This is a genomic window from Streptomyces sp. NBC_00996 (assembly GCF_045162675.1).
In the GTDB taxonomy this organism is placed as follows: domain Bacteria; phylum Actinomycetota; class Actinomycetes; order Streptomycetales; family Streptomycetaceae; genus Streptomyces.
The window spans coordinates 1777936-1793517 of sequence record NZ_CP108723.1 but is presented as its reverse complement, the minus strand read 5'-3'; the positions used below and the strand labels follow the sequence as shown (position 1 = coordinate 1793517).

Annotated in this window: 9 protein-coding genes and 3 rRNA genes; 10 read left to right on the top strand and 2 right to left on the bottom strand. The window is 64.0% G+C overall.

Features of this window, described 5'->3' with window-relative positions; all coding sequences use genetic code 11:
* The first annotated feature begins 4 nt into the window (after positions 1–4).
* On the top strand, positions 5–898 hold the full coding sequence (locus OG390_RS08675; protein ID WP_406166394.1) for a hypothetical protein: 894 nt from the start codon (positions 5–7) through the stop codon (positions 896–898).
* 69 nt (positions 899–967) lie between these two features.
* Here OG390_RS08675 and ptsP read toward each other — a convergent pair whose 3' ends face one another.
* Both ptsP and OG390_RS08665 read right to left on the bottom strand, forming a co-directional pair.
* Positions 968–2638 (bottom strand): phosphoenolpyruvate--protein phosphotransferase, encoded by a 1671-nt coding sequence (ptsP, locus tag OG390_RS08670; RefSeq protein ID WP_406166392.1) that lies wholly within the window; start codon positions 2636–2638, stop codon positions 968–970.
* Between the two features lie 80 nt (positions 2639–2718).
* Positions 2719–3168 (bottom strand): PTS glucose transporter subunit IIA, encoded by a 450-nt coding sequence (locus tag OG390_RS08665; protein ID WP_406166390.1) that lies wholly within the window; start codon positions 3166–3168, stop codon positions 2719–2721.
* A gap of 587 nt (positions 3169–3755) precedes the next feature.
* Here OG390_RS08665 and OG390_RS08660 point away from each other — a divergent pair.
* The 9 genes from OG390_RS08660 (at position 3756) to OG390_RS08620 (ending at position 15544) form a co-directional block, all read left to right on the top strand.
* Positions 3756–5281, top strand: a 16S ribosomal RNA gene (locus OG390_RS08660).
* 314 nt (positions 5282–5595) lie between these two features.
* Positions 5596–8715, top strand: a 23S ribosomal RNA gene (locus OG390_RS08655).
* Positions 8716–8808: 93 nt separating this feature from the next.
* A 5S ribosomal RNA gene (gene rrf, locus OG390_RS08650) occupies positions 8809–8925 on the top strand.
* Together the 16S, 23S and 5S rRNA genes form the textbook arrangement of a ribosomal RNA operon.
* Positions 8926–9091: 166 nt before the next feature.
* The gene (locus OG390_RS08645) at positions 9092–9700 is read left to right on the top strand and encodes a CDP-alcohol phosphatidyltransferase family protein (protein WP_399080414.1); all 609 of its coding nucleotides are present in this window, start codon (positions 9092–9094) and stop codon (positions 9698–9700) included.
* 113 nt (positions 9701–9813) lie between these two features.
* Positions 9814–12309 carry a sugar phosphate nucleotidyltransferase gene (locus OG390_RS08640; RefSeq protein ID WP_406166388.1) on the top strand — a complete coding sequence of 832 codons (2496 nt, stop codon included), beginning with the start codon at positions 9814–9816 and terminating at the stop codon, positions 12307–12309.
* A gap of 98 nt (positions 12310–12407) precedes the next feature.
* Positions 12408–13310, top strand: coding sequence for a DUF881 domain-containing protein (locus OG390_RS08635; RefSeq protein ID WP_406166386.1), 903 nt, complete (start codon positions 12408–12410; stop codon positions 13308–13310).
* Complete coding sequence (locus OG390_RS08630; protein ID WP_003988855.1) at positions 13307–13639, top strand: small basic family protein; 333 nt, start codon at positions 13307–13309, stop codon at positions 13637–13639. Before OG390_RS08635 ends, OG390_RS08630 begins: the two co-directional genes overlap by 4 nt.
* A 5-nt stretch (positions 13640–13644) precedes the next feature.
* Positions 13645–14523 carry a DUF881 domain-containing protein gene (locus OG390_RS08625; RefSeq protein ID WP_406166384.1) on the top strand — a complete coding sequence of 293 codons (879 nt, stop codon included), beginning with the start codon at positions 13645–13647 and terminating at the stop codon, positions 14521–14523.
* A gap of 61 nt (positions 14524–14584) precedes the next feature.
* Positions 14585–15544 (top strand): FHA domain-containing protein, encoded by a 960-nt coding sequence (locus OG390_RS08620; protein ID WP_406166382.1) that lies wholly within the window; start codon positions 14585–14587, stop codon positions 15542–15544.
* The last annotated feature ends 38 nt before the right edge of the window (positions 15545–15582 follow it).

Genomic DNA, 15582 nt, shown 5'->3' with positions numbered 1-15582 from the left:
AAACATGGCGCACACCCAGCACCAGACCATGCGACGCGTTCTGCGTCGCGAAATCGCCGGCACCATCGGCCTGTTGACCGACGAACAGGACTTCACGGCGATGCGGCGCTACCGCACCTTCGCCTTCGACGACCACACCACCTACCTGCAGCAGGTGGAAGCCCTGCTCAGGACCCTCGCCGCCCAGGGCAGCCACACCACGGTGGCACTCTTCGACCCCGAGGAGTATGCCGAATTCTGCGCCGAAAGCGGCCTGGAACCCGACGCCCCGGCCAGCCGCACACGCTTCACCGCCGAGCTGGCCGCTACGGGCCCCACCGTTCCGTACGACGGACAGCCCCTCGACGAACTCGTCCCGGACCTCGTCGACGAGGCCGTCCGCAAGGCCACCTGGGAGTACGCGACCACACTCCTGGCCCGCATCGGCAACTGCGCTTCCTGCGGTGAGGACATCGGCCGAGCGTCCTTCGCCCGCGCCTCGCACCTGCTCGCCCGCATCATCGACACCGCGGGCCGCGGCGACCTGCACCTCGTCTGCAGCGTCTCGGCAGCCCCAGAGACACTCGTCGCCGTACTCCGAGCCGAAGGTGGCCGAGAGGGCGGTACCCGCCTCGATGAGACAGAAGTCCTCGAATTCACCACCGTGCTGGCCCTCGGTATCGCGACACGGAGTGCCGGAGGAGTGGTCATGCGTACCATCGCCCCCGACACCAGCGACCGTGTCCACGGTTGGCGCCTGCGTGGCGAAGACCTGGAACCCCTGACCGCCGCGGAAGTCTTCGACGCCTACTGCACCGACGCCGATTCCGGGGACCTCGTCTCCCCGGAATCGGGAGTCGACTACTGCGTGCCACCCGACCTCGGAGACGAAGGCCAAGGGACCGGGCATACGCACTGAACGCGCAGGGGCGCCCGACCCGCGGGTGGAGCGCCCCTGGACACCGGTCGAGCGACAACGCGGCCCGGCTTACTCGCCGGACAGCACCGCCTGCGCCGCCGTACGCGCCTCTTCGGCGGTGTCCGCGGCACGTGCGGCCGCGGCCGCACGCTCACACTGGGCCAGCGTGTACTTGGCCAGCGTCGCCCGAACATAAGGAATGGACGCGGCACCCATGGAAAGAGAGGTGACGCCGAGACCGGTCAGCACACACGCGAGCAGCGGGTCCGATGCGGCCTCACCGCAGACACCACAGCTCTTGCCCTCGGCCTTCGCCGCCTCGGCGGACAGTGCGACCAGGTCGAGCAGCGCGGGCTGCCACGGGTCCTGCAGACGGGACACCGCACCCACCTGGCGGTCGGCGGCGAAGGTGTACTGCGCGAGGTCGTTGGTCCCCAGGGACAGGAACTCGACCTCCTGCAGAATCGACCGCGCCCGCAGTGCAGCCGAAGGGATCTCCACCATCGCGCCGAACTTCGCCTGCAGTCCGGCCGCCCGGCACGCGTCCGCGAACGCCTTGGCGTCGGTGCGGTCAGCGACCATCGGAGCCATCACTTCGAGGTAGACCGGCAGCCCCTCCGAAGCCTTCGCAAGAGCGGCCAGCTGCGTACGCAGCACCTCGGGGTGGTCGAGCAGCGACCTAAGACCCCGCACACCCAGCGCCGGGTTCGGCTCGTCGGCCGGAGTCAGGAATTCGAGCGGTTTGTCCGCGCCCGCGTCGAGCACACGCACCACGACGCGGCCCTCGGGGAAGGCCTCAAGGACCCGACGGTACGCCTCGACCTGCTTCTCCTCGGACGGCGCGTTCTTGCTGTCGTCCAGGAAGAGGAATTCGGTACGGAAAAGACCGACACCCTCGGCACCGGCCTCGACAGCGGCCGCGACGTCCGCCGGACCGCCCACGTTCGCCAGCAGCGGCACCTTGTGACCGTCGGAGGTGGCACCCGGACCCGTCGACGCGGACAGCGCCGCCTTGCGCTCCGCCGCCGCGGCCTCCATCTGTGCCTTCTTCTCCGCGCTCGGCTCCACGAAGATCTCACCGGTGCTGCCGTCCACGGCGATCACCGTGCCTTCGGCGAGCTCACCGGCACCGGGGAGCGCGACCACGGCGGGGACGCCGAGCGCACGCGCCAGGATCGCGCTGTGGCTGGTCGGCCCGCCCTCCTCGGTGACAAAACCGAGCACCAGACTCGGGTCGAGCAGCGCCGTGTCCGCAGGCGCGAGGTCACGAGCAATGAGAACGTATGGCTCGTCGCTGTCCGGGACACCCGGCATGGGCACCCCGAGCAGCCGCGCGACGATACGGTTCCGCACGTCGTCGAGGTCGGCCACGCGGCCGGCGAGGTACTCCCCGGCGCCCGCCAGCAGCGCGCGATACGCGGCGAATGCATCGTAGACGGCGCGCTCGGCCGTGCTGCCGACAGCGATGCGCCGTTCCACATCCGCCATCAACTCGGGGTCCTGGGCCATCATGGCCTGGGCCTCGAGCACCGCCTGGGCTTCGCCCCCCGCCAGATTGCCGCGCGCAATCAGGTCGGCTGCCACCGCCTCCACGGCCTGGCGGGCACGCCCCTGTTCGCGCTCCGCGTCCTCCGCAGGGATCTGCTTGGCAGGCGGCTCAAGAACCGCCGTTCCCATGTGCCGAACCTCGCCGATCGCCACACCGTGGCTCACGCCGACGCCTCGCAGCGTTGTCTCCATCTCACCCGTCTCCGATAGTGCGGCGGGTCCCGCCGCCGCGGTGGTGGTTGTCCAAGTCGCCGTCTGTGACGGCCCTGATGTCAGCGCCAGGTGAAGAGAACGTCGCCGGCCTTCGTGTCGCCGTCCTCCTGGAGGTCGGAGAGGGAGTCGGCGGTGGCCTCAAGTGCCACGATCGGGCACACCGGGGACTTGCCGGCCTCCTCGACGACGACCGGGTTCCAACGCACGACGCTCTGGCCCCGCGTGACGGTGTCACCCTTGTTGACGAGCAGCTCGAAGCCCTCACCGTTGAGCTGTACGGTGTCGATGCCCAGGTGCGTGAGCACACCGTGCCCCTCGCCGTCGACGACGACGAAAGCATGCGGGTGAAGCGAGACGATCACTCCGTCCACGGGGGCGACAGCCTCCGAGGGCTCGCGCACCGGGTCGATCGCCGTGCCAGGGCCCACCATCGCCCCGGAGAACACGGGATCAGGTACTGCGGCGAGTCCGATGGCGCGTCCTGCAATAGGGGACGTCACGGTGGTCATGGGAAGCCTCCCAGGGGTGGAGATTTATATGGGCCGTCACTGCCTGTCCCGGACGGCACACTGCTGAGCAGGGTATGTCATATGAACTGCCGGTTCCGCATGGGACGTCCGGGTTGGCGGCCGTAGAGCACAGGGCAAACGATTTGCGCCCGCTCCCGGGCCCCATGTAGAGTCGTACTCCTGCTTGAGGCTGAGCGACGCGACCAAGCGTCCTTGCCTGGCAGCACCCAACTTGTCAGATCCTATCTCGGGGTCCCGTTCTGCATGTCCGCAGGATGATGGTCAGAGAGACGGAAAAACACTGATAGAGTTTGAAACACCGAAGGGAAGCGCCCGGAGGAAAGCCTGAGAGAGCCTCTCGGGTGAGTACAAAGGAAGCGTCCGTTCCTTGAGAACTCAACAGCGTGCCAAAAATCAACGCCAGATATGTTGATACCCCGTCTCCGGCCGATCGGCTGGGACGAGGTTCCTTTGAAAAAGTCCTGCCGGACAGTGTTCGGTAGGCGCACAGCGAGGACGCTGCGAATCGTCCGATTATTCCTCGGACGGTTCCGCTCTCGTGGTGTCGTCCCGATTACGGGAAAACATTCACGGAGAGTTTGATCCTGGCTCAGGACGAACGCTGGCGGCGTGCTTAACACATGCAAGTCGAACGATGAAGCCCTTCGGGGTGGATTAGTGGCGAACGGGTGAGTAACACGTGGGCAATCTGCCCTTCACTCTGGGACAAGCCCTGGAAACGGGGTCTAATACCGGATAATACTGCGGACCGCATGGTCTGCGGTTGAAAGCTCCGGCGGTGAAGGATGAGCCCGCGGCCTATCAGCTTGTTGGTGAGGTAGTGGCTCACCAAGGCGACGACGGGTAGCCGGCCTGAGAGGGCGACCGGCCACACTGGGACTGAGACACGGCCCAGACTCCTACGGGAGGCAGCAGTGGGGAATATTGCACAATGGGCGAAAGCCTGATGCAGCGACGCCGCGTGAGGGATGACGGCCTTCGGGTTGTAAACCTCTTTCAGCAGGGAAGAAGCGAAAGTGACGGTACCTGCAGAAGAAGCGCCGGCTAACTACGTGCCAGCAGCCGCGGTAATACGTAGGGCGCAAGCGTTGTCCGGAATTATTGGGCGTAAAGAGCTCGTAGGCGGCTTGTCACGTCGGTTGTGAAAGCCCGGGGCTTAACCCCGGGTCTGCAGTCGATACGGGCAGGCTAGAGTGTGGTAGGGGAGATCGGAATTCCTGGTGTAGCGGTGAAATGCGCAGATATCAGGAGGAACACCGGTGGCGAAGGCGGATCTCTGGGCCATTACTGACGCTGAGGAGCGAAAGCGTGGGGAGCGAACAGGATTAGATACCCTGGTAGTCCACGCCGTAAACGGTGGGCACTAGGTGTTGGCGACATTCCACGTCGTCGGTGCCGCAGCTAACGCATTAAGTGCCCCGCCTGGGGAGTACGGCCGCAAGGCTAAAACTCAAAGGAATTGACGGGGGCCCGCACAAGCAGCGGAGCATGTGGCTTAATTCGACGCAACGCGAAGAACCTTACCAAGGCTTGACATACACCGGAAACGGCCAGAGATGGTCGCCCCCTTGTGGTCGGTGTACAGGTGGTGCATGGCTGTCGTCAGCTCGTGTCGTGAGATGTTGGGTTAAGTCCCGCAACGAGCGCAACCCTTGTTCTGTGTTGCCAGCATGCCCTTCGGGGTGATGGGGACTCACAGGAGACTGCCGGGGTCAACTCGGAGGAAGGTGGGGACGACGTCAAGTCATCATGCCCCTTATGTCTTGGGCTGCACACGTGCTACAATGGCAGGTACAAAGAGCTGCGAAGCCGCGAGGCGGAGCGAATCTCAAAAAGCCTGTCTCAGTTCGGATTGGGGTCTGCAACTCGACCCCATGAAGTCGGAGTTGCTAGTAATCGCAGATCAGCATTGCTGCGGTGAATACGTTCCCGGGCCTTGTACACACCGCCCGTCACGTCACGAAAGTCGGTAACACCCGAAGCCGGTGGCCCAACCCCTTGTGGGAGGGAGCTGTCGAAGGTGGGACTGGCGATTGGGACGAAGTCGTAACAAGGTAGCCGTACCGGAAGGTGCGGCTGGATCACCTCCTTTCTAAGGAGCATCTAGGCCGCCAAGCTTGCTTGGTGGTCCAGGGCCACAACGCAGGCGAATGTCCTGCGGTGGTTGCTCATGGGTGGAACGTTGATTATTCGGCATCTTCAGCCAACTCGGGCTGCCAGTACTGCTCTTCGGAGTGTGGAACGCAGGCCACGGGTGGCGGGGGTGTCGGGCACGTTGTTGGGTGTCTGAAGGTACGGCCGAATGTGGCTGCCTTCAGTGCCGGCCCCAGTGAACTCCGGGTTGTACCGGGGGTGATGGGTGGTTGGTCGTTGTTTGAGAACTGCACAGTGGACGCGAGCATCTGTGGCCAAGTTTTTAAGGGCGCACGGTGGATGCCTTGGCACCAGGAACCGATGAAGGACGTGGGAGGCCACGATAGTCCCCGGGGAGTCGTCAACCAGGCTTTGATCCGGGGGTTTCCGAATGGGGAAACCCGGCAGTCGTCATGGGCTGTCACCCGCTGCTGAACACATAGGCAGTGTGGAGGGAACGCGGGGAAGTGAAACATCTCAGTACCCGCAGGAAGAGAAAACAACCGTGATTCCGGGAGTAGTGGCGAGCGAAACCGGATGAGGCCAAACCTCAAGCGTGTGAGACCCGGCAGGGGTTGCGCTTGGGGGGTTGTGGGATCTCTCTTCTGTCGTCTGCCGGCGACAGGACGAGTCAGAAACCGTTGATGTAGGCGAAGGACATGCGAAAGGTCCGGCGTAGAGGGTAAGACCCCCGTAGTCGAAACATCAGCGGCTCGTTTGAGAGACACCCAAGTAGCACGGGGCCCGAGAAATCCCGTGTGAATCTGGCGGGACCACCCGCTAAGCCTAAATATTCCCTGGTGACCGATAGCGGATAGTACCGTGAGGGAATGGTGAAAAGTACCGCGGGAGCGGAGTGAAATAGTACCTGAAACCGTGTGCCTACAAGCCGTGGGAGCGTCGGACAAGCACTTGTGCTTGTCTCGTGACTGCGTGCCTTTTGAAGAATGAGCCTGCGAGTTTGCGGTGTGTTGCGAGGTTAACCCGTGTGGGGAAGCCGTAGCGAAAGCGAGTCCGAACAGGGCGGTTTAGTAGCGCGCTCAAGACCCGAAGCGGAGTGATCTAGCCATGGGCAGGTTGAAGCGGCTGTAAGAGGTCGTGGAGGACCGAACCCACCAGGGTTGAAAACCTGGGGGATGACCTGTGGTTAGGGGTGAAAGGCCAATCAAACTCCGTGATAGCTGGTTCTCCCCGAAATGCATTTAGGTGCAGCGTCGTGTGTTTCTTGCCGGAGGTAGAGCACTGGATAGGCGATGGGCCCTACCGGGTTACTGACCTTAGCCAAACTCCGAATGCCGGTAAGTGAGAGCGCGGCAGTGAGACTGTGGGGGATAAGCTCCATGGTCGAGAGGGAAACAGCCCAGAGCATCGACTAAGGCCCCTAAGCGTACGCTAAGTGGGAAAGGATGTGGAGTCGCACAGACAACCAGGAGGTTGGCTTAGAAGCAGCCACCCTTGAAAGAGTGCGTAATAGCTCACTGGTCTAGTGATTCCGCGCCGACAATGTAGCGGGGCTCAAGCGTACCGCCGAAGTCGTGTCATTGCAGCATGAGGGCCAACGCCCGCTGTGATGGGTAGGGGAGCGTCGTGTGCCGGGTGAAGCCGCGCCGGAAGGCAGTGGTGGACGGTTCACGAGTGAGAATGCAGGCATGAGTAGCGATACACACGTGAGAAACGTGTGCGCCGATTGACTAAGGGTTCCTGGGTCAAGCTGATCTGCCCAGGGTAAGTCGGGACCTAAGGCGAGGCCGACAGGCGTAGTCGATGGATAACCGGTTGATATTCCGGTACCCGCTGTGAAGCGTCAAACATCGAACCAGGCGATGCTAAGTCCGTGAAGCCGCCCCGGAGCCTTCGGGCAAAGGGGAGTGGTGGAGCCGACGGACCAGACCTGTAGTAGGTGAGTGATGGGGTGACGCAGGAAGGTAGTCCATCCCGGGCGGTGGTTGTCCCGGGGTAAGGGTGTAGGCCGTGCGATAGGTAAATCCGTCGCACTTGTGGCTGAGACCTGATGCCGAGCCGATTGTGGTGAAGTGGATGATCCTATGCTGTCGAGAAAAGCCTCTAGCGAGTTTCATGGCGGCCCGTACCCTAAACCGACTCAGGTGGTCAGGTAGAGAATACCGAGGCGTTCGGGTGAACTATGGTTAAGGAACTCGGCAAAATGCCCCCGTAACTTCGGGAGAAGGGGGGCCATCACCGGTGAGGGAACTTGCTTCCTGAGCTGGGGGTGGCCGCAGAGACCAGCGAGAAGCGACTGTTTACTAAAAACACAGGTCCGTGCGAAGCCGTAAGGCGATGTATACGGACTGACGCCTGCCCGGTGCTGGAACGTTAAGGGGACCGGTTAGTCACAATTCGTTGTGGCGAAGCTGAGAACTTAAGCGCCAGTAAACGGCGGTGGTAACTATAACCATCCTAAGGTAGCGAAATTCCTTGTCGGGTAAGTTCCGACCTGCACGAATGGCGTAACGACTTCTCGACTGTCTCAACCATAGGCCCGGTGAAATTGCACTACGAGTAAAGATGCTCGTTTCGCGCAGCAGGACGGAAAGACCCCGGGACCTTTACTACAGTTTGATATTGGTGTTCGGTTCGGCTTGTGTAGGATAGCTGGGAGACTGTGAAGCATTGGCGCCAGCCAGTGTGGAGTCGTCGTTGAAATACCAGTCTGGTCGTGCTGGATGTCTAACCTGGGTCCGTGATCCGGATCAGGGACAGTGTCTGATGGGTAGTTTAACTGGGGCGGTTGCCTCCCAAAGAGTAACGGAGGCGCCCAAAGGTTCCCTCAGCCTGGTTGGCAATCAGGTGTTGAGTGTAAGTGCACAAGGGAGCTTGACTGTGAGACCGACGGGTCGAGCAGGGACGAAAGTCGGGACTAGTGATCCGGCGGTGGCTTGTGGAAGCGCCGTCGCTCAACGGATAAAAGGTACCCCGGGGATAACAGGCTGATCTTCCCCAAGAGTCCATATCGACGGGATGGTTTGGCACCTCGATGTCGGCTCGTCGCATCCTGGGGCTGGAGTCGGTCCCAAGGGTTGGGCTGTTCGCCCATTAAAGCGGTACGCGAGCTGGGTTTAGAACGTCGTGAGACAGTTCGGTCCCTATCCGCTGTGCGCGTAGGAGTCTTGAGAAGGGCTGTCCCTAGTACGAGAGGACCGGGACGGACGAACCTCTGGTGTGCCAGTTGTCCTGCCAAGGGCATGGCTGGTTGGCTACGTTCGGGAGGGATAACCGCTGAAAGCATCTAAGCGGGAAGCCTGCTTCGAGATGAGGACTCCCACCCCCTTGAGGGGTTAAGGCTCCCAGTAGACGACTGGGTTGATAGGCCAGATCTGGAAGGCGGGTAACCGCTGGAGGTGACTGGTACTAATAGGCCGAGGGCTTGTCCTCAGTTGCTCGCGTCCACTGTGTTGGTTCTGAAACCACGAACAACCCCATGCCCCGGGGCCACCGGGCATGGTGCGGTTGACAGTTTCATAGTGTTTCGGTGGTCATAGCGTGAGGGAAACGCCCGGTTACATTCCGAACCCGGAAGCTAAGCCTTACAGCGCCGATGGTACTGCAGGGGGGACCCTGTGGGAGAGTAGGACGCCGCCGAACTAATTGTAGAGCTCCGGCTCTTGGGCATGTCGCCCAAGAGCCGGAGCTTTTTTGTTTCTCGAGGAGTTGTCCGATGGCGTCTCCACCACCCCTCCGCTCCGCCGCGTATGCGCTGCGGGTAAGGTCAGGGGGCATCGTTGGCTCGTTTCCCACAGGAGGCCCCCGGGTGGAGGTCCAGGAGACCCATGTCCAGACGGACCGGGTGCTCACCATCCCGAACATCCTCAGCATGGCGCGCCTTGTCGGCGTACCCATCTTCCTGTGGCTCATCCTCAGGCCCGAGTTCGGCGGTCCCAAGAGCGACGGTTGGGCGCTGCTCGTGCTCATGCTGAGCGGTATCAGCGACTATCTGGACGGGAAGCTCGCCCGCCGTTGGAACCAGATCAGCAGCCTCGGCCGGCTGCTCGACCCCGCGGCCGACCGGCTTTACATTCTTTCGACTCTCGTGGGGCTGACCTGGCGGGAGATTCTCCCGCTCTGGTTGACAGCTGTACTTTTGGCGCGCGAGCTGGTTCTGCTGGTGATGGTGGGCATCCTCAGGCGCCACGGCTATCCACCGCCTCAGGTCAACTTCCTTGGCAAGGCTGCCACGTTCAACCTGATGTACGCCTTCCCGTTGCTACTGCTCAGTGACGGAAGTGGATGGATCGCGTCACTCGCTGCTATTTTCGGATGGGCGTTCGCCGGATGGGGTACAACGCTGTACTGGTGGGCAGGGATCCTCTACGTGGTTCAGGTCCGCCGTCTTGTCCGGGCGGACACCATGGCCGATTGAGCTCGCCGATAGCGGGCTGTAGTGGCTCGTTGGCCCGCGGACGAAAAGTGCGGGACAATCTGGACGGGTGAAGTCGGCTAGACCGTCGTCTCTTCAAGGAGGACGCTTCCGACATGAAGGCCGTCGTGATGGCCGGAGGCGAAGGCACACGCCTTCGTCCCATGACCTCAAGCATGCCCAAGCCGCTCCTGCCGGTGGTGAACCGCCCGATCATGGAGCACGTGCTCAGGCTGCTCAAAAGGCATGGGCTCAACGAGACCGTCGTTACTGTCCAGTTCTTGGCATCACTGGTCAAGAACTACTTCGGTGATGGCGAAGAGCTCGGTATGGAGCTCACCTATGCCAATGAGGAGAAGCCACTCGGTACCGCCGGGAGTGTCAAGAACGCCGAGGAAGCGTTGAAGGACGACGCCTTCCTCGTCATCTCCGGCGATGCTCTGACCGACTTCGATCTCACCGACCTCATCAATTTCCACAAGGAAAAGGGCGCGCTCGTCACCGTCTGTCTGACGCGCGTACCGAACCCCCTCGAATTCGGCATCACCATCGTGGACGAAGAGGGCAAGGTCGAGCGCTTCCTGGAGAAGCCGACCTGGGGTCAGGTCTTCTCGGACACCGTGAACACGGGTATCTACGTCATGGAGCCCGAGGTCTTCGACTACGTCGAGGCCGATGTCTCCGTCGACTGGTCCGGCGATGTCTTCCCTCAGCTGATGAAGGAAGGCAAGCCGATCTACGGCTATGTCGCCGAGGGCTACTGGGAGGACGTCGGTACGCACGAGAGCTATGTGAAGGCGCAGGCCGATGTCCTGGAGGGCAAGGTCGACGTCGAGATCGACGGCTTCGAGATCTCCCCGGGCGTATGGGTCGCCGAGGGTGCGGAAGTACATCCCGACGCGGTACTGCGCGGACCGCTCTACATCGGGGACTACGCCAAGGTCGAGGCGAACACCGAAATCCGAGAGCACACCGTTGTCGGCTCGAATGTCGTCGTCAAGAGCGGCGCATTCCTGCACAGGGCCGTTGTGCACGACAACGTGTACATCGGTCAGCACAGCAATCTGCGCGGCTGCGTCATCGGGAAGAACACCGACATCATGCGGGCCGCGCGGATCGAGGACGGAGCCGTCATCGGCGACGAATGCCTCGTCGGCGAAGAATCGATCATCCAGGGCAACGTGCGCGTCTACCCGTTCAAGACCATCGAGGCCGGCGCCTTCGTCAACACCTCAGTGATCTGGGAGTCGCGAGGCCAGGCGCATCTCTTCGGCGCCCGAGGCGTGTCCGGCATCCTGAACGTGGAGATCACCCCGGAGCTGGCCGTGCGCCTCGCGGGAGCGTACGCGACGACCCTGAAGAAGGGCTCCACCGTCACCACGGCCCGTGACCATTCCCGAGGCGCCCGCGCGCTGAAGCGGGCGGTCATCTCGGCGCTGCAGGCCAGCGCCATGGACGTACGCGACCTGGAGAACGTACCGCTGCCGGTGGCCCGGCAGCAGACTGCCAGGGGCAGTGCGGGCGGGATCATGATCCGGACGACGCCCGGTGTTCCGGACTCCGTCGACATCATGTTCTTCGACGGAGCGGGAGCGGACCTGTCGCAGGCTGGGCAGCGGAAGCTGGACCGTGTCTTCGCGCGGCAGGAGTACCGGCGTGCGTTCCCCGGTGAGATCGGGGATCTGCACTTCCCGTCCAGCGTCTTCGACTCGTACACAGGGTCGCTGCTGAGGAATGTCGACACCAGCGGTATCGCGGAATCCGGGCTCAAGGTGGTCGTGGATGCCTCGAACGGCAGCGCCGGCCTCGTCCTGCCCAGCTTGCTGGGCAAGCTCGGGGTCGACTCGCTGACCATCAACCCGGGTCTCGACGAATCGCGGCCTACGGAGACGGCGGACACCCGGCGGGCCGGTCTGGTGCGGCTCGGTGAGATCGTGGCGTCCGCGCGGGCGGCGTTCGGGGTGCGCTTCGATCCGGTGGGTGAGCGGCTCTCGCTCGTCGACGAGAAGGGGCGGATCGTCGAGGACGACCGGGCCCTGCTCGTCATGCTCGACCTGGTGGCCGCGGAGCGGCGCAGTGGGCGGGTGGCGCTGCCGGTGACCACCACGCGGATCGCCGAGCAGGTGGCGGCGTACCACGGCACGCAGGTGGAGTGGACGACCACGTCTCCCGATGATCTGACGCGGGTCGGGCGTGAAGAGTCGACGATCTTCGGCGGCGACGGGCGCGGTGGCTTCATCATTCCGGAGTTCAGCGGCGTGTTCGACGGCGCGGCCGCCTTCGTACGACTCATCGGGCTGGTGGCGCGCACGCAGCTCACCCTCAGCCAGATCGACGCGCGGATTCCGCGGGCGCACGTCCTCAAGCGCGATCTCGCGACTCCCTGGGCCGTCAAGGGACTTGTGATGCGTCGGGTCGTGGAAGAGGCCGGAGACCGCTTCGTGGACACGACCGACGGTGTACGGGTCGTGGAGACGGACGGGCGCTGGGTGATGGTGCTCCCGGACCCCGCCGAGGCCGTCACACATCTGTGGGCCGAAGGGCCCGACGACGAGTCCGCGGAGGCCCTGCTCGACGAGTGGGCGGCCGTGGTGGACAGCGCCGGTCGCTGAAACACCCAGCACACGCGCGTGCCGGACAAGTGCCCCCAAGGGGGCGTGTCCGGCACGCCGGTGGGGCCATTCGGAGGTAGCGCCCGCGACGTGCGACGATGTGCGGCATGCCGCAGCAGCCCCCCATTCGGAGCAGCGCTCCGCGCCCCTCGCGCCCGGACGCCTCCATGTCGCTGCTCACCAACGTCATGGACCACAGCCTCGACGACGGATATGCCGAGGTGGCTGCCCGTAAGAAGGCCGAGGGCGACGGTGGCATGCCGAAGACGGTGCGGGCGAAGTTCGGTCTGGCCGCCGGTCTGGTGCTCGCGGCCCTTGTGGTGACGGTGGGGGCGGCGAACGCGCGGATCGCGGCCCCGGTCGTCGCCAAGGAGCGCCAGGAGCTCATCGACCGCATCGAGCGTGAGACCACGGCCGCCGACAAGCTCGAGGGCAATGTCGACACTCTGCGTGCCGATGTGAACGCGCGGCAGCGCGAGGCGCTGAAGAAGAACGGCGGCGGGCAGGTCGACCTGGTGAGCATTCTGTCGGGCGCCACCGATGTGCACGGCCCCGGCGTGAAGCTTGTCGTGAACGACGCCAAGGAAGCCAGCACAGGTGGCGACGGCAATCCGCGGGAGACCTCCGGCTTCTCCGACACGGGACGCGTGCGCGACCGTGACATGCAGCGCGTTGTCAACGGGCTCTGGGAGTCGGGCGCCGAGGCCATCGCGATCAACGGACAGCGGCTGACGGCCCTGTCGGCGATCAGGGCCGCGGGTGACGCGATACTGGTCGACAACAAGCCGCTGGTGCCGCCGTACACGGTGCTCGCGGTGGGGGACGGCAAGCGGCTCAGCACCAGGTTCCAGAACAGTGCCGACGGGCTTTATCTGCACGCCCTGCAAGAGAACTTCGGCATCCGGACCAGCATCTCCGTCGAGGACGACATCCGGTTGTCCGCCGCACCAAGTGTGATCGTACGTACAGCACAGCCGAGCACAGAGAAGGGCACATCGTGATCGCCGTACTGGGCCTCGTCGTGGGAGTCGTGGCTGGATTGTTGGTCCGGCCCGAGGTTCCGGCGGTCGTCGAGCCTTACCTTCCGATCGCCGTGGTGGCGGCGTTGGACGCCGTGTTCGGAGGCCTGCGCGCGATGCTCGACGGCATCTTCGACGACAAGGTCTTCGTGGTGTCGTTCCTGTCGAACGTGGTCGTGGCCGCGCTGATCGTCTTCCTGGGTGACAAGTTGGGCGTGGGCGCCCAGCTCTCCACGGGTGTCGTGGTCGTCCTCGGTATCCGGATCTTCTCCAATGCCGCGGCGATCCGTCGGCACGTCTTCCGGGCGTGAGGCCGATGAGCAACGAGGAAGAGAGCCCTCAGCCCTCGCAGACCCCCCGGCCGGCCGAGACGCCGGAGAACCGGCTGCGCAAGGAGTTGCCCGACGAGGTGCCCGCGGCGGCTCCCGAGAGTTCCGAGCAGGGCAAGGGCGAAGAGGACGCCGCACCGTCGCTGACCGGCCGGCAGCGTCTGGTGAAGGGTCTGTGGCCGCCGCGTGTGACACGCGCGCAACTCATCGTCGCCGTGCTGTTGTTCGGCCTCGGCTTCGGCCTGGCCGTCCAGGTCGCCTCCAACAGTGACAGCGGCAGTGCCCTGCGCGGTGCACGTCAGGAAGATCTCGTACGCATCCTCGATGAACTCGACAACCGAACTCAGCGTCTTGAGGACGAGAAGCAGGGTCTCGAAGATCAGCGCACCGAGCTGGAGAACAGCTCGGACCAGGCCGAGGAGGCTCGCAAGCAGACGGTCGAGAAGGAGAAGCAACTCGGCATTCTGGCGGGCACCGTGGCTGCGCAGGGACCCGGCATCACCCTGACGATCGATGACACGAAGGGGACGGTCAAGGCGGACATGCTGCTCGACGCGATCCAGGAGCTGCGCGCGGCCGGCGCGGAAGCGATCCAGGTGAACGGCGTACGCGTCGTCGCCAGCACCTACCTGACGGACTCCGGAAGCGGAGTGAAGGTCGACGGGAACCAGATCACCCAGCCCTATCGTTTCAAGGTCATCGGCAAACCGCAGGACCTGGAACCGGCGCTGAACATCCCCGGAGGCGTGGTGCAGACAATGGAGAAGGAGCAGGCCACCGTCACGGTGGACCGCTCGACGAAGATCGTTGTAGACGCCTTGCGACCGGCGAAGCGGCCTGACTACGCTCGGTCGTCCTCCCAGTGAGCCGGGGTCGCATGGCGGGCGTTCGGCGAGGGCATGAGGTTGCGGGGGGTCGGCGCACCGAATGGGTGGTGCGTGGTGGAAACTGTCTGGTGGATACGGACGTTGTGAGGATGTCCGGGTCGACCGGTGTGTTCAATCAGGGTTCGTCCTGCCCCACGGGCGGGTCTGTTTCGGTCAAGGGGAATCGCCCGTGAAGTTGTTTGCGAAGTTGTTCGGCAAGAGCGCGCGAGAGGGCAGCGGTGACAGTGCGACTGCCCGCCACCGCGCACCGCGCCATGGAGACGTGGAGGGCCAGGGCGGCGACCGCCCGCTGTTCCGGGACCAGGTCGGTGACATTTCCGGTGGTCAGGGCGCGCCGTCTGTTGACCCTGCCCAGTCCGGCCGCATAGGTTTCGGGGATCCGTCGACCTCAAGTACGGGTGGAGGGTTTACCCCGGACCCGTACGCGTCCCATGCCCCTGGTGGGCAGCCGCGGCAGGAGGATCCGTCCATGTCGGCCCTGGTGTGTACGAGGTGCGGTAACCGCAACGCGGAGAACAGCCGCTTCTGCTCCAACTGCGGTGCGCCGCTGCGGGGCGGCACGGAGCGTCCGTCCGAGACGACGTCCACGATCTCCATTTCGGGCCTTGAGGCCTACGATGCCGAGGTGACGGGCCAGACGCCCTCGCCGATGCTCTCCCCGGAGGCGCAGGCGGCCGTCGACGCGCTGCCGCTCGGCTCGGCGCTCCTGGTGGTGCGCCGTGGCCCGAATTCGGGCAGCCGCTTCCTGCTGGACGGCGAGCTGACCACGGCCGGGCGTCATCCGCAGAGCGACATCTTCCTGGACGACGTGACGGTGTCGCGCCGCCATGTGGAGTTCCGCCGCCTCGCGGACGGCTCGTTCACAGTGGCCGACGTCGGCAGCCTGAACGGCACTTATGTCAACCGCGAGCGGATCGACCAGGTCGCTCTGTCGAACGGTGACGAGGTGCAGATCGGCAAGTACCGGCTGGTCTTCTACGCGAGCCAGCGGGGCATCTGACCGTCCCCCGGGCTCCGTCCGGGGGGACCCCCAGGAAG

Excerpts from the sequence above, each read along its gene's own strand:
- OG390_RS08665 (WP_406166390.1), bottom strand. The coding sequence starts at position 3,168 with ATGACCACCGTGACGTCCCCTATTGCAGGACGCGCCATCGGACTCGCC.
- ptsP (WP_406166392.1), bottom strand. The coding sequence starts at position 2,638 with ATGGAGACAACGCTGCGAGGCGTCGGCGTGAGCCACGGTGTGGCGATC.
- OG390_RS08635 (WP_406166386.1), top strand. The coding sequence starts at position 12,408 with ATGTGCGGCATGCCGCAGCAGCCCCCCATTCGGAGCAGCGCTCCGCGC.
- OG390_RS08640 (WP_406166388.1), top strand. The coding sequence starts at position 9,814 with ATGAAGGCCGTCGTGATGGCCGGAGGCGAAGGCACACGCCTTCGTCCC.
- OG390_RS08625 (WP_406166384.1), top strand. The coding sequence starts at position 13,645 with ATGAGCAACGAGGAAGAGAGCCCTCAGCCCTCGCAGACCCCCCGGCCG.
- OG390_RS08675 (WP_406166394.1), top strand. The coding sequence starts at position 5 with ATGGCGCACACCCAGCACCAGACCATGCGACGCGTTCTGCGTCGCGAA.
- OG390_RS08620 (WP_406166382.1), top strand. The coding sequence starts at position 14,585 with ATGGGTGGTGCGTGGTGGAAACTGTCTGGTGGATACGGACGTTGTGAG.